This window comes from Coleofasciculus sp. FACHB-712, assembly GCF_014695635.1.
Lineage (GTDB): Bacteria > Cyanobacteriota > Cyanobacteriia > Cyanobacteriales > FACHB-T130 > FACHB-T130.
Genome location: NZ_JACJOQ010000450.1, coordinates 15,030 through 27,001, shown reverse-complemented (window position 1 = coordinate 27,001; position 11,972 = coordinate 15,030). Strand labels below are relative to the sequence as shown.

Here is an 11,972-nt window from a genome sequence, read left to right as displayed (position 1 = left end):
CGCCCGTCTGAAGGCGCTCGGATTGAGGACTTTCAACTGTTGGTAGAGCATGAGCAGATTCAGTAACGCTTACCTACTTTTGGCTCATTTTCTTGATTCATGCAAGAGGTCTAATCTAACAATCAGAAAAGAAGTTACTTCTGATGTGGCGGACATCAAAGCATTGACAACTGCCGCATTTCTCAATGCCCCCCATACTAGCCACACTGAGCAGTTTATTGTTGATGCCTTGCGTAACTCAGGGAACTTGACAGTTTCTCTCGTTGCCGAGGTGAATGGACAAATCGTTGGTCATGTTGCTGTGTCCCCGGTTTCCATTTCCGATGGGAGTCAGGATTGGTATGGACTCGGTCCGATCTCTGTCGCTCCGGAACATCAAGGCATTGGAATCGGGTCACAGCTTATGAAGCAGGCGTTGACTACTCTACGGGAGCTTGGTGCAGGTGGATGTGTATTGCTTGGCGAACCAAAATACTACAACCGTTTTGGTTTCAAGAGCCAGCCAAATCTTGTTCTACCCGATGTTCCACCTGAATACTTTCAAGCGATTTCATTCGGCGCACGGATACCCAGTGGAGTTGTCTCATTCCATGAGTCATTTAGCGTACAGGGCTAACAGCGCTATTACAAGATCCAGCTCTCGTGTGCCTCTAGCAAGATGTTGTGAACTTTTCCTTGCGTTTGAATTTGCTCATAGCTATATGCACTTAAGCAATCGGTGACAGCCAAGGAGAACACATGTCAGAAAGTACGCCAAACTCAGAAATGCTATACCGAACTCTCGGCAGTACAGGAGAGCGCGTTTCTGCGATCGGACTCGGTGGCTGGCACATCGGATTGAAGAACGTTGATGAGCAACTGGGTATCCGGATTGTTCGCGCTGCGATCGATCGTGGCATCACTTTTATGGATAACAGTTGGGATTACAACGGTGGAGTCAGCGAGATTCGCATGGGGAAAGCGTTGCGCGATGGCTACCGAGACAAAGTATTCCTGATGACGAAAATTGACGGTCGCTCCAAGAAAGAAGCTGCAAGACAGCTAGACGAATCACTGGAACGTCTGCAAGTTGATTGCATCGATCTCGTCCAACACCACGAAATCCTTCGCTTCGAGGACCCGCATCGAGTTTTCGACCCAGAAGGGGCAAATGCCGCTTTGATAGAGGCGAGGGAAGCTGGCAAAGTCCGATATATTGGCTTCACCGGGCACAAAGACCCCCAGATTCATCTGCATATGCTGGAAGTTGCAGCCAGTAACGGGTTTAAATTTGATGCGGCTCAGTTGCCGCTGAATGTGATGGATGCACACTACCGAAGCTTTGCGAAGCTAGTTGTGCCAGAACTGGTTAAACAGGACATTGGCATTCTGGGGATGAAAAGCATGGCAAACGGGATTCTGTTACGGTCAAATACGGTAACGCCAATTGAGTGTCTGCACTATGCATTGAATCTGCCGACATCGGTTGTGATTACGGGAATTGACAGTATGGAGATTCTCGATCAGGCGTTTGAAGCGATGCGGACATTTCAGCCAATGAATGACGAGCAGGTGCGATCGCTGTTAGCAAAAACGGCAGAAGCCGCATCGCGCGGCGAGTTTGAGCCATTCAAAACTTCATCAATTTTCGACAGCACCGCCCAGAATCTAGATTGGCTGGGAGAGGAACCACAGCGCATTCAGCAATTGATGCCAACGTGATCGAGAGAGCAGATCGAATCGAATGATATGTCATGCAAGAGCAACGCAGCATATAAGATTGGAGATCCACTGCCAACCAATTGTTAGGCAGATTTTTCCATCGGATTAACTAGACTTACTGTTAAAGTCATTGAGACTCTTTGTGGCATCAAGAAATGCTCTTTGCTCTTCATTCTGCCGACTAAGTGTTTTGATTAGATAGGACAATGCAACCCGTATATATTCGGAGTTCTTTAGACACTCCTCTTCAGGAAGTCTGTGAATTCCAGCACTCAATGTGTCGTAAATTATCGCTAAAGGATTCATCCCATTTGGTCTTAAGCTATTCGGAATTGCATCTTTAGCGATCTTAATTATTTCATCCATTACAATTCCCTTTAAAGCCCTATCAATTTGTTCTATATTCTCTGATGAGGAGCCTTGCATTTCAAGAATAGAACGAAGATTGTCAAGGATTTTTCCGATAGAGTTTTCTAGAGTCCTTCGGTAATAAGAAAATGCAGCAATGCCATAGCCTTGAGATTCACAGATCAAGGCTTTCTTAAAATATTCTGAATCATCTTCCAGAAACCTATCAATATCTTTGTCAAGAGTGATTGACCAAGCAGGACTTTGACCAACTTTTCTAATCTTGCCGTTTTCTATATCTACCTCAACGAAAAAAGCATATTCAGTTGAAGAACAACTATCGCACTTGAAGCAAAATGGATAGATTCTGGATTCTAGTTTCGGTATGGAATATTCAAAAGCAGAGCGTGTTACTTGACGATCAGAGAATGGTCTACTTCGCTTACAAGTAGGACACTCCATTTCAATCTGGAACAAGTTAGTAAACTGTGTAGAATATTCGGGCAATTCAAACTTTTGCCATGAGTAAAGCGGCTTTTTTTCAAGAAATTCTCTTAACTTTTCACTTAAGTTATTCATAACTCTAACTATAGCTACGTGATACCCTTTAATCTGCCAAACTCTTGTTATGGAGATTCTCGCTGCTTATCCCAGTTCCTCTACCGGGTTGTCTTACAACAAGAATTAGAGGGAATTGATGCTATCCGCACCAAGCGATGCTCATGGAGACGCTACGCGATCGCAATTCTCGACATATATCTATTACCACTAACCTACCCTACAAGCTTCGCGATCGCGAAGCGCTGCTGCTTACAGCAGATCGCGCTAAAACGTTCTGCAAAGTAGTCATAGACAAAACTCCAGAATATGTATAATCGAACACAGAATCTTGAGCTTCCGTTCTAACCATAGGGAAGATGAAACAGAACCGCGATCGCTGTTACAACGAAAGACCATAAGGCATTCGCTTTTTGTGAGATACGTCTGATTGAGTCTCTGCATTGAGAGGCGGTATCCAACCTGAAACCGATAAGGAGACTTTTTTATGACTACAACGACCCTAAACCGAACGACCGACTCAACTTCTAATGCACCCACTCCCTACACCGGATTCGATCGCTTATTCATCGCCGGATGTTGGGTTACAGGTCGTTCCGAACACAAATTGCGACCCATCAACCCGTACCGCCAAGACGTGATTATGGAAATTCCGGCGGCGGGCAAACGCGATCTCGAAGATGCTTATCAAGAAGCCCAGCGCGATCAAGTGACACCTTATTTATGCCTGCAATGGCAATGCTCACGATCTTTGTGATGGGTGATTATGCGAATTTTAATTGAAAAAATTAGATTATGGGGCAGCCAGCAGTTCGACCAGCTTTTGCAGAAGAACCGCGCTGAGTGGAAATGGCTGGCAGAAAAGCCTGCACCGCTATCCAGTCTCAATCGTAACCTTTGGAGGGGAGCAGTTCCTTCGGTTAACTTCTACAGTCTATTGTTTCTTTCTGGAGTGATTGCAGCGCTGGGACTACTCGCTAATAGTGCTGCCACCATTATTGGCGCGATGATTATTGCTCCATTGATGGGGCCGATTATTGCGATCGCCTACAGTGTATCAATGGGAAATCGTCTGCTCTTGCGACGATCGAGTTTTACTTTGTTTACAGGCGTTGTTCTAACCGTTGCGATCGCTATCATCATTACCTGGTTAGTGGGATTACAAAATCTGGGTTCCGAAGTCACGGCACGGGTACGTCCCACCTTAATGGATTTAGGCGTTGCCCTAGCCGCAGGAGGAGCAGGAGCCTTCGCCAAATCTCGCAAATCCATTGCAGATGCACTGCCAGGAGTCGCGATCGCGGTTGCGTTAGTTCCGCCCCTTAGCGTCATTGGGATTGGACTCGCTCGTGCATCTTCTGAAGTTAGCATAGGCGCAACTCTTTTATTTCTCACAAACTTAATTGGAATTATTTTTAGTGGGGCAATAGTCTTTCTATGGCAGCGCTATGGCTCAATTACAAAAGCTAAGCACGGGTTAACCTTAACGATTTTATTATTAGTGTTTTTAGCTTTACCGTTAGGATTCTCGCTACAAAATCTTTTGGTTAAAGAGCAAGTTCATAATACTGTGTGGTCGATTGTTCACACGAAAACACTAACCTTCGCGAACTCGGATGTTCACGAATTAAGAGTCAATGTTCAAAAAACTATATTGGTCGTCAATCTGGAGGTTACTGCTCCAGCCAATTCCATTTCTCCTAAACAGATCAAAGAAGTCCAGAAACTATTGCAGCAAGAATTAAAAAAACCTGTTATCTTCAAAGTGCGAGTGATTCCTGCTAATGAGTTTGAAGCTCAGCCTGAATTATATGATTGATGTGCCTTTAGTTGCATCATTTTAAAAATTATTTTGCAGTACAGAAGGGTTAGCGAAAATTTATCACTTTGATTAATAAGTGTAGAAAAAATACTTTGATAGCTTTTAGCTCGGCAGCTTTATCAAAACAGCTATTCTACAGGCTTTACAGTAAGAATCACAATTTGTAAGGGCGGCAAGTCTTGCTTATTCATCGAACTAACAGTAAATGTTAAGCATGATTGTGATTGCACATACCTTATGCAATCATTCTTAATCGAATTTTTCTCTAGAATTAGTCATAGAGCCAGTCCTGTCTGAGGATAGAACACCGACAAGAAACTGAAGAATATTGTTGTAGAATAACCTGATTTAAAAGGTACAAATTTATGACAGTAGATAATCCTCAAGACAATCGGCAAGATGACGTTAAATATGACCCTCAAGATAATCCTGGAAGTGAAACAAGTGTACCAACGACAGAAGAGGGTGACACTCCGCTTGATGAGAGATATCGTATGACCAGTCAACAAGCCGATTCTGAAGTTAGTTCCGGTGCGGAACCTGAAGCTCCAGGAGCTGCTCCTAAAGTGGTTGGCGCTCCCAATCAAGGAACTGACTCTCGTTAAAAAGATTCCTGAAAATTGGGCAAATCTAAGTGTTTATAAATTCCTGGCAATAGCCAACTTTATTCACCTTAACGAGGGTGTCATCCCTTCAGAATCTGGTTCGCTGCTTCAACCAAATCACTAGCGATTATCTCTGGTTGCGGGTAAACATCGAGATAGTCCTTCTCCTCCTGATTAATGAAAGCAGTTCGCATACCAGCGCAGGCAGCACCTGCAATATCCCAGGCATGAGCAGCAACCATCCAGATATCGCCCTCGATATCCTGCTTCGCTAAGGCGTAGACATCCGGATGCGGCTTCGTCTTCTGGATGGCATCACAGGAGAAGATGCTGCCGAAGTATTCAAGGGCATTGGCTCGTTCCAGCAGCTTATGGGTGGAGTCCTCACTGCCGTTAGTGAGGGCAACTACCTTCCAGCCTGCTGTCGTTAGAAGGCGAAAAGCTTCTAGAGCCTCTGGCTGCGGCTCCAGTTCGGAGAAAGCGTTCACTATATGCGATCGCTTGTCGGCATCTGCCTCAATGCCCAGCACCTTGAGCGTCCGGGGCAGTTCTGCCTCTAGTACTTCCTTGAGCGGTCGGTAGCTGCCTGCATGGGAGAGGGCGAAGGCATCCCGTAAGGTTTGGGCAAACCAGAGTTCGAGAGCATGAGGGGGCGCACCCAGCTCCACCAATCTCTGGCGGGGCTTGTCCAAACTGAAGCAGGTGCCGATGATGTCGAATACTACAGTGCCTTTTGTGTTCATTGAGAGTTGATAAATTTAGATTCTACGGGAATGCCCCGCTAAGCTGTGAACCAGTCCAGTGCGGAGTCTGCGATCGCAGGAGGAATCGTGTGGGGGTCGTCGAACTCCCGATAAACCACATCGTAGCCAGCACGCTGCACCTGTGGCACTATCTTACGGCTACAAGGATCGATCGGTAAAACAGAGTCTCGCGTGCCGTGCGAGATGAACAGGCGCGGTTCCCCAACCTATGAAGCTGGTGCCATAAAACCGAGCGAGAACGCTATGACATGGGGCGCATCTCAACAGGCTTAAGTTTTTGCATTCTCCGATGCAGGTGGAAGTGCTGTTTTAGATGCAAACATTGCAGCAGGAGTCAGCACAAACCCAGAGGGAGAAGCGATCGCTCATCCCATTGCTTCTAATTTCTCATCCACAACCAGGACCACAGGCGATGCCAAAACTGCTGGAGCTTCAACGATTGCAGGCTCTTATGCGGCAGATGGCGAGCAGTCGGAAAAAGGTCGCGTTAATCTTCACAACAATCCCGACGTACCTGGTAGCGATGCTCAAGGAACGCTACCCGATACTGACCCAATTCAACTTCCGATCGATCCTGAAGTCAACCATCCGGAATAAAAGTTCGGGCTTTTCTTCCAAATTTTATCGGTAAATAAGGATGCTTTTTCTTGTGCCGATATTAACAGTTGAACGTTACAAATCGAATCTTTAGATATAGGTAGAATGCAATCCTAACGGTAGACAATACTAGCAAATCTACTCGATAGCATGAAATCAAAACAACGTCATTGAGAACGATTCACTATGAAAAACTCAACCATCAATACTGCTAAAACCCCTACGGTCGCTCCAGCATATAACGGTTCCGATCGCAATGCCTGGATTTTTGGCTGGAACCCACAGCAAGAGCTATGGAACGGTCGCCTAGCAATGCTGGGTTTTGTTGCCTATCTTCTTTGGGATATGGCTGGTTATAGCGTTCTTCGGGATGTACTCCACCTGGTTCGCTAGAAGTTGAATGGTCAGTTAGAAGCTGTCTGTATTTCTCCAACAGCAGCAAAACACTTGTTTAGCCCACACCCAAAATTTTAAAAAACCAAAATACTGCCATGCAAACATCAACATCGCAAACATCAACATCTTCAGTTTCTTCAATTCGTTACGCTGCTCTAATCCTAGGTCTCCTTTTCTTGTCACTTGGCTTAGCTGGATTTATGCCTGGTTTTGTCACTCCTTCTGAGAACTTTACCTCCGAACCAGGTTTCGGCTATATATTCGGAGTATTCCCCACCAACTATTTTCATAATGCAATTGGCGTTTTAGTGGGTGTTTGGGGAATTGCAGCATTTACTAGCGTAAGCGGATCAATTGTGTTCAATCGCATCTTCGCTATCCTTTATGCAGCAGGTGCTATTTTAGGATTGCTGCCCTTTGCAAATACCCTGTTTGGGCTTACACCACTTTTTGGAAATAATATCTGGCTCAATGCTCTAACTGCTGCGATCGCTTTCTACTTCGGATTTGTGAAGTCAGCAGAAATCGCTATGCCAAGTTCATCGAATGCTCAACCTAGCGCGTAACCAGAATACCTTCTCGAAGTAGAGACAGTGTTCTAATGCTTATGGCTGGAAATTATTTCATCTGCCCTCCTTAGCTCTGATTCTGTAATGCAAAAGTAGTCCTTGTGGGACTACTTTTTTTGTGCTCGTTTCAGTATCAATGCAAGAGATAGCTTTACGTCCTTGAATCACTCAACTGACGATCGCGCAACGTGTAACTTTAAGAAAGCCCCCGATAACAACGAGGGTTCTGAGTATAAAGTTGCACAGGACGTTAATTAATCTCTGCGTGAGGAGAAAAAGCTATCATGAGTCGTTCCCCACTCTTCGACAACTTAGCACGTGCTATCCGCATTGCTCGCTATTGCCAAGAGCAAAATATCTCCACCAACGAGGGAATTGAGCGAATTGCATCTCTAGAGGCATTGATGGCGGTACGGCGCACGAATCGGCGCGAATTTCTTACTGATATGGGCAAGCTGAGTGCGATCGGCGCGACAATAGGAGTAGGCTCAGGATTGCTTCACCGTACCCTCGCAGCTCCTGTACAAGCAGATGTAAAAGTTGGAATTGTGGGGGCTGGTTTAGCCGGACTTGCTTGCGGGTACGAACTGAAGAAAAACGGGATTAACGCTACCGTATTTGAAGCAAGCAATAGAAGTGGCGGTCGCTGTTATTCTCTGGGAGGCGATTTTGCTGGGAGTGTTAATTTTCCCGGTCAGGTTGTGGAAAGAGGCGGCGAGTTGATTGACAACTTGCACAAGACAATGCTGGGATACGTGCGGGAGTTTAACCTCAAGACAGAAGATTTATCAAAACAACCAGGAGAAGTTTTTTACTATTTCAACGGTCAGCGCTATTCAGAGTCAGTGGTTGTGGATGAATTCCGCAATTTTGTTGCCGCTATGCGTACCGACTTGCGATCGCTATCTGCACAGCCCACCGCCGACAATTATACTGATGCTGACAAAAAGCTCGACTTGCTCAGTCTGCGAGACTATCTAGATAGCCGTAATGCCGGAAACCTAATCAAAGGTGTTATCAAAGCTGCTTATATTGCCGAGTACGGTTTAGAGATTGACCAGCAAAGCAGCCTCAGTTTTCTCTTTTTCATTCACGCCGACAAGCGATCGAAGTTTACACCCTTTGGTGTCTTCAGCGATGAGCGCTATCACGTCATTAACGGCAACCAGCAAATTGTTGAAGGTCTGCGTAGCCGACTGCAAGGACAAATTAACTATAACAAGCAGTTAGTAGGAGTCCGCTTTGATAGTGCAGGCAAAGTAGAATTAACATTTAATGATGCCTCATCTGCCAAATATGATGCAGTTGTCTTTGCGATTCCCTTCTCAACTTTGCGCCAAGTTGATTTAAAAGGTCTTCAACTGCCTGCCGAGAAACTATTTGCGATTAATAATTTGCGCTATGGAACCAACGCTAAGATGATGGTTGGCTTTAATAGTCGCCCTTGGGTTGCTCTTGGCAGTGACGGCTCATCCTATTCAGATTTATCAAATCATCAAAACACTTGGGAAACAAACCCACAAAATGCAACTAATAATAGAGCAGTGCTGACCGACTACTCTGGTGGAAATCGAGGCAAAAACATTAATTCTAATCAAGTTCAGCAGGAAGCAGGGGCTTTTCTCAACGACCTTAACCGCGTTTTTCCTGGCACTTTAAAGGCAGCCACACGCAACGGCAATAATTTTTTAGTGCATCTAGAACACTGGCCTTCTAACCCCCTATTCCAGGGCAGTTACACCTGCAATCACCCCGGTTATTTCACAACAATTGCAGGTAATGAAGGTAAACCGTTTAAAAATATTTACTTTGCTGGCGAACACGCTAACTCTTTTTACGAGTGGCAAGGTTTTATGGAAGGTGCTGCTTTATCAGGTATCGATGCTGCTAAGAGAATACTTAAGACTAGAGTTTGATGTTGCACAGGTCCAGTCCCATGCCCATTGAAAGGGTACACCTACTCGTTGGGCAGCTTGTTCATCTTTGGGGCGATCGCTTACATACAGCGAATTTTGCTGCGATCATACCTCCTGCTGTGCTTGAATTTCATCGAGCAACATCTCGTCAGAGTAGGATTTTTCCCATTCACCCTGAAGTTTGAGCCGCACCGACTTCGCGCCACCACTGGGCGTACAAACGACCCAGTAGGTATCCTCCTGCCCTTTAACCTGCGCCGCATCCCGGTTTTCTGCGTTGTTGTCAAGCCCAGAATAGGCTTGAATGCACGTCCAGGTAATGCCGTCGCTATCTGTAATCTCTCGTTCCATGACTATCCTCTCTTGTTACCGTGCTTCTGTCAGGTTGGGAGCGATCGCTTCTTGATGTTGTGCGATCCAGTCCCATGCCCATTGAAAGGGTACACCTATTCGTTGGGCAGCTTGTTCGTCTTCGGGGCGATCGCCTACATACAGCGAATTTTGCGGAGTATGTTTGTGTCTGACCATTGCTAGCTGCAACATACCCGATTGCGGTTTGCGGTACTGTCCAGACCACTTGGTTTGGCTGTGGTTATGAACATTGTGATGAGTGACGCGGAAACATTTTTTACCCTCAAAGTCTGGGCAAAAGTAAATTTCTCTCAACTCAGGGAATAACTCAAGCGTGTATTGCTGTTCCTGGATGCACCGTTGCATAGACTTATGACCTGCGGCAACTCCACCTTGGTTGGTGATGCCAACAATAATCCAATCATCTTTGTAGGCGCGAATGGCAATATCAGCACCTTCAATAATGCGTTGATCTTTGGGATGTTGGAAGTATTGGTGTCCGCTGAGTGGTTCGCGGAGAGTGCCATCCATGTCTATTAGTAATAAGCCCATCGTTCCTTGATGAAATTCCCTGTGTTATCAGACATCTTAAGCTGCGATTCATTTTTTATCCTCTAGCTAATGGTATGCACTGAGTAAGAGCGATCGCCATATCAACCTATCTTCCAACTAAGTGAAATATTAAATTAATGTGTTATTCAAAATACAAAGGCGAGGGAAACTGTTTTTTATAAAACGTGAGAATTATCACATTTGGTTCTCTATAACTTATCTATAAATCATTGGATAAATCATCCTAAAGATAAAGTTAGAAATCGATAATTTGCTATAGCGTTAACTTGAGTTAACGGAAGATGTGCGGCGCGAACTGCAATTCGTACTGGTTGATTCCGCTGAGGATGTATTGACAGCAACCCGATCGCCCGTAAAGCGAACAGAACTGATGTTGATTAGCTAAATCTTTTGAGCAAGGGGACGATTTAGTGAAAGCAATAGCCGGATTGGTTGCGAAGCCTACACCATACCTGTACTCAGGTTGGTGCAGGAGATGTCGCCAAGAACTCACGGGCGAACAGTTACTCCACTGGGCAGGAAACTCATCTAACCGCAAGGTGGGATGCGATCGCTGTACTGGGAGCTGTAGGGTTAGCGGTACTGGCGGTGTCAGTGTCTAACACCAGTAAGCTCATCTAGCCTAGACAGGTTGCGAGATAACGGCTTTCATGAACTTTCATCAATATTGAGCTGCGAGAGCAGCTAGAGAGAAGCGATCGCTTCTTCCTCTAACAACAACTCTCAACCGTTCTTAGTGCCTAGCAACCTAGCGTACTCGCCCTGGATGATTTGATAACACTCACACGAAACCGCTTCCAATTCTTCCCGATTCAGGATGGTAACTTTGCCACGAGTGTAGCGAATCAGTTCTGCCTGTTGAAGAGCGTTAGCCACCTCCGTGACACCCGCACGTCGTACACCCAGCATCTGGCTCATAAATTCATGAGTCATGGGCAACTCCTTTGACTCTACACGGTCACAGACGAGCAGCAGCCAACGAGCCAGTCTCCCCTCCAGATAATGGAGGCGATTGCAGGCAGCGTTTTGCGTGGCGAAAGCGTGCTGCGCTTGCATGTACCGTAGCAGCAGACTTTGCAGTGAACCACCTCGCCCAAACTCGCTTTTAAGCAAGCTTGCCTCCATCCTCATGGCAGAGTCGGGTACCTGTACCGTCGCGGTTGTGGCGGCGATGTTGTCTCCCAAAGCGGCGGGGATACCTGTAACTCCGTCATTACCCACTAAGCCAACTTCCACCATCGAGCCATCTGCCATCGTAGAGAGGAAAGAAATTATTGCCCTCTGGGGGAAATAGACGTATTCAATTGGTTCACCAACGTCGTAAAGGACTTGCTTAAAAGGGAGCGAGACGTGATCTAGATGGGGAATAAGGCGTTGGTACTCAGCATCTGGCAGAGCAGCAAGCAGTCGATTGACTGCCTGGGGTGAGGTTTCGGACATCGGGTATTAAGAATCTCCTAGGGTTGAGCCGTTGCAAGAAACAACTGACGGCATCGGGAGAAGTATTTAGACCCTAGTCCGAATGTCTTGAGGTGTTAATTGACCAGGAACTGAAAACCTGGCTCATATATGCTAGCGAATTAAAATTCTGTGCCGCCTATACCGCTTGCGGTATAGGCGGCACAGACCTAAGAGGTGGGGCTGTGGAGGGTTGCGATCGCACGATCGCCAGCTGCTGTAAAGCGTTAGCAAAGCCTTCCGAAAAGCGCTCCGCAAAGCTTATATATAGCGGTTCTCACTCTCAGTGCAATATACACTCGGAACCTCACCCC

General features: G+C 46.1%; 16 protein-coding genes. 11 read left to right on the top strand and 5 right to left on the bottom strand.

Annotated elements, in window-relative coordinates; genetic code table 11:
* Positions 1 to 79: 79 nt before the first annotated feature.
* A complete protein-coding gene (locus tag H6F50_RS14345) occupies positions 80 to 616 on the top strand; it encodes an N-acetyltransferase (protein ID WP_242029031.1) in 537 nt (178 codons plus the stop codon).
* A gap of 122 nt (positions 617 to 738) precedes the next feature.
* On the top strand, positions 739 to 1,701 hold the full coding sequence (locus tag H6F50_RS14340) for an aldo/keto reductase (protein ID WP_190429216.1): 963 nt from the start codon (positions 739 to 741) through the stop codon (positions 1,699 to 1,701).
* A gap of 105 nt (positions 1,702 to 1,806) precedes the next feature.
* Here H6F50_RS14340 and H6F50_RS14335 read toward each other — a convergent pair whose 3' ends face one another.
* Positions 1,807 to 2,628: a hypothetical protein gene (locus H6F50_RS14335; RefSeq protein ID WP_190429215.1), complete on the bottom strand. Its 822-nt coding sequence runs from the start codon at positions 2,626 to 2,628 to the stop codon at positions 1,807 to 1,809.
* 143 nt (positions 2,629 to 2,771) lie between these two features.
* Here H6F50_RS14335 and H6F50_RS14330 point away from each other — a divergent pair, with 143 nt between their 5' ends.
* From H6F50_RS14330 to H6F50_RS14315, 4 genes are all read left to right on the top strand, one after another.
* Positions 2,772 to 2,924 carry a hypothetical protein gene (locus H6F50_RS14330; RefSeq protein ID WP_190429214.1) on the top strand — a complete coding sequence of 51 codons (153 nt, stop codon included), beginning with the start codon at positions 2,772 to 2,774 and terminating at the stop codon, positions 2,922 to 2,924.
* 170 nt (positions 2,925 to 3,094) lie between these two features.
* Complete coding sequence (locus H6F50_RS14325; RefSeq protein ID WP_190429213.1) at positions 3,095 to 3,364, top strand: hypothetical protein; 270 nt, start codon at positions 3,095 to 3,097, stop codon at positions 3,362 to 3,364.
* A gap of 9 nt (positions 3,365 to 3,373) precedes the next feature.
* Positions 3,374 to 4,426, top strand: coding sequence for a DUF389 domain-containing protein (locus tag H6F50_RS14320; protein ID WP_190429212.1), 1,053 nt, complete (start codon positions 3,374 to 3,376; stop codon positions 4,424 to 4,426).
* A 368-nt stretch (positions 4,427 to 4,794) separates the two neighbouring features.
* A complete protein-coding gene (locus tag H6F50_RS14315; protein WP_190429211.1) occupies positions 4,795 to 5,034 on the top strand; it encodes a hypothetical protein in 240 nt (79 codons plus the stop codon).
* 80 nt (positions 5,035 to 5,114) lie between these two features.
* On the opposite strand, the gene H6F50_RS14310 is transcribed toward H6F50_RS14315, so the two are convergent.
* Complete coding sequence (locus tag H6F50_RS14310; RefSeq protein WP_190429210.1) at positions 5,115 to 5,777, bottom strand: haloacid dehalogenase type II; 663 nt, start codon at positions 5,775 to 5,777, stop codon at positions 5,115 to 5,117.
* Between the two features lie 334 nt (positions 5,778 to 6,111).
* Between H6F50_RS14310 and H6F50_RS14305 the strand changes: the two genes are divergently transcribed.
* The 4 genes from H6F50_RS14305 to H6F50_RS14290 all read left to right on the top strand — a co-directional run bounded on the left by H6F50_RS14305 (position 6,112) and on the right by H6F50_RS14290 (position 9,276).
* On the top strand, positions 6,112 to 6,429 hold the full coding sequence (locus H6F50_RS14305; protein ID WP_190429209.1) for a hypothetical protein: 318 nt from the start codon (positions 6,112 to 6,114) through the stop codon (positions 6,427 to 6,429).
* Between the two features lie 152 nt (positions 6,430 to 6,581).
* Positions 6,582 to 6,788, top strand: a complete 207-nt coding sequence (locus H6F50_RS14300) for a chlorophyll a/b-binding protein (RefSeq protein ID WP_190413854.1) — start codon at positions 6,582 to 6,584, stop codon at positions 6,786 to 6,788.
* A gap of 98 nt (positions 6,789 to 6,886) precedes the next feature.
* A complete protein-coding gene (locus H6F50_RS14295; RefSeq protein WP_190429208.1) occupies positions 6,887 to 7,357 on the top strand; it encodes a DUF4383 domain-containing protein in 471 nt (156 codons plus the stop codon).
* 287 nt (positions 7,358 to 7,644) lie between these two features.
* Positions 7,645 to 9,276, top strand: a complete 1,632-nt coding sequence (locus tag H6F50_RS14290) for an NAD(P)/FAD-dependent oxidoreductase (RefSeq protein WP_190429207.1) — start codon at positions 7,645 to 7,647, stop codon at positions 9,274 to 9,276.
* 105 nt (positions 9,277 to 9,381) lie between these two features.
* On the opposite strand, the gene H6F50_RS14285 is transcribed toward H6F50_RS14290, so the two are convergent.
* A complete protein-coding gene (locus tag H6F50_RS14285; RefSeq protein ID WP_190429206.1) occupies positions 9,382 to 9,627 on the bottom strand; it encodes a hypothetical protein in 246 nt (81 codons plus the stop codon).
* A gap of 15 nt (positions 9,628 to 9,642) precedes the next feature.
* On the bottom strand, positions 9,643 to 10,179 hold the full coding sequence (locus tag H6F50_RS14280) for an HAD-IIIA family hydrolase (protein WP_190429205.1): 537 nt from the start codon (positions 10,177 to 10,179) through the stop codon (positions 9,643 to 9,645).
* A gap of 453 nt (positions 10,180 to 10,632) precedes the next feature.
* Between H6F50_RS14280 and H6F50_RS14275 the strand changes: the two genes are divergently transcribed.
* Positions 10,633 to 10,821, top strand: a complete 189-nt coding sequence (locus H6F50_RS14275; RefSeq protein WP_190429204.1) for a hypothetical protein — start codon at positions 10,633 to 10,635, stop codon at positions 10,819 to 10,821.
* A 102-nt stretch (positions 10,822 to 10,923) separates the two neighbouring features.
* Here H6F50_RS14275 and H6F50_RS14270 read toward each other — a convergent pair whose 3' ends face one another.
* Positions 10,924 to 11,640 (bottom strand): Crp/Fnr family transcriptional regulator, encoded by a 717-nt coding sequence (locus tag H6F50_RS14270; RefSeq protein ID WP_190429203.1) that lies wholly within the window; start codon positions 11,638 to 11,640, stop codon positions 10,924 to 10,926.
* Between the last annotated feature and the right edge of the window lie 332 nt (positions 11,641 to 11,972).

Coding starts and splice junctions, on each gene's coding strand:
- H6F50_RS14340 (WP_190429216.1), top strand. CDS start 739: ATGTCAGAAAGTACGCCAAACTCAGAAATGCTATACCGAACTCTCGGC.
- H6F50_RS14335 (WP_190429215.1), bottom strand. CDS start 2,628: ATGAATAACTTAAGTGAAAAGTTAAGAGAATTTCTTGAAAAAAAGCCG.
- H6F50_RS14330 (WP_190429214.1), top strand. CDS start 2,772: ATGGAGACGCTACGCGATCGCAATTCTCGACATATATCTATTACCACT.
- H6F50_RS14325 (WP_190429213.1), top strand. CDS start 3,095: ATGACTACAACGACCCTAAACCGAACGACCGACTCAACTTCTAATGCA.
- H6F50_RS14320 (WP_190429212.1), top strand. CDS start 3,374: ATGCGAATTTTAATTGAAAAAATTAGATTATGGGGCAGCCAGCAGTTC.
- H6F50_RS14315 (WP_190429211.1), top strand. CDS start 4,795: ATGACAGTAGATAATCCTCAAGACAATCGGCAAGATGACGTTAAATAT.
- H6F50_RS14310 (WP_190429210.1), bottom strand. CDS start 5,777: ATGAACACAAAAGGCACTGTAGTATTCGACATCATCGGCACCTGCTTC.
- H6F50_RS14305 (WP_190429209.1), top strand. CDS start 6,112: ATGCAAACATTGCAGCAGGAGTCAGCACAAACCCAGAGGGAGAAGCGA.
- H6F50_RS14300 (WP_190413854.1), top strand. CDS start 6,582: ATGAAAAACTCAACCATCAATACTGCTAAAACCCCTACGGTCGCTCCA.
- H6F50_RS14295 (WP_190429208.1), top strand. CDS start 6,887: ATGCAAACATCAACATCGCAAACATCAACATCTTCAGTTTCTTCAATT.
- H6F50_RS14290 (WP_190429207.1), top strand. CDS start 7,645: ATGAGTCGTTCCCCACTCTTCGACAACTTAGCACGTGCTATCCGCATT.
- H6F50_RS14285 (WP_190429206.1), bottom strand. CDS start 9,627: ATGGAACGAGAGATTACAGATAGCGACGGCATTACCTGGACGTGCATT.
- H6F50_RS14280 (WP_190429205.1), bottom strand. CDS start 10,179: ATGGGCTTATTACTAATAGACATGGATGGCACTCTCCGCGAACCACTC.
- H6F50_RS14270 (WP_190429203.1), bottom strand. CDS start 11,640: ATGTCCGAAACCTCACCCCAGGCAGTCAATCGACTGCTTGCTGCTCTG.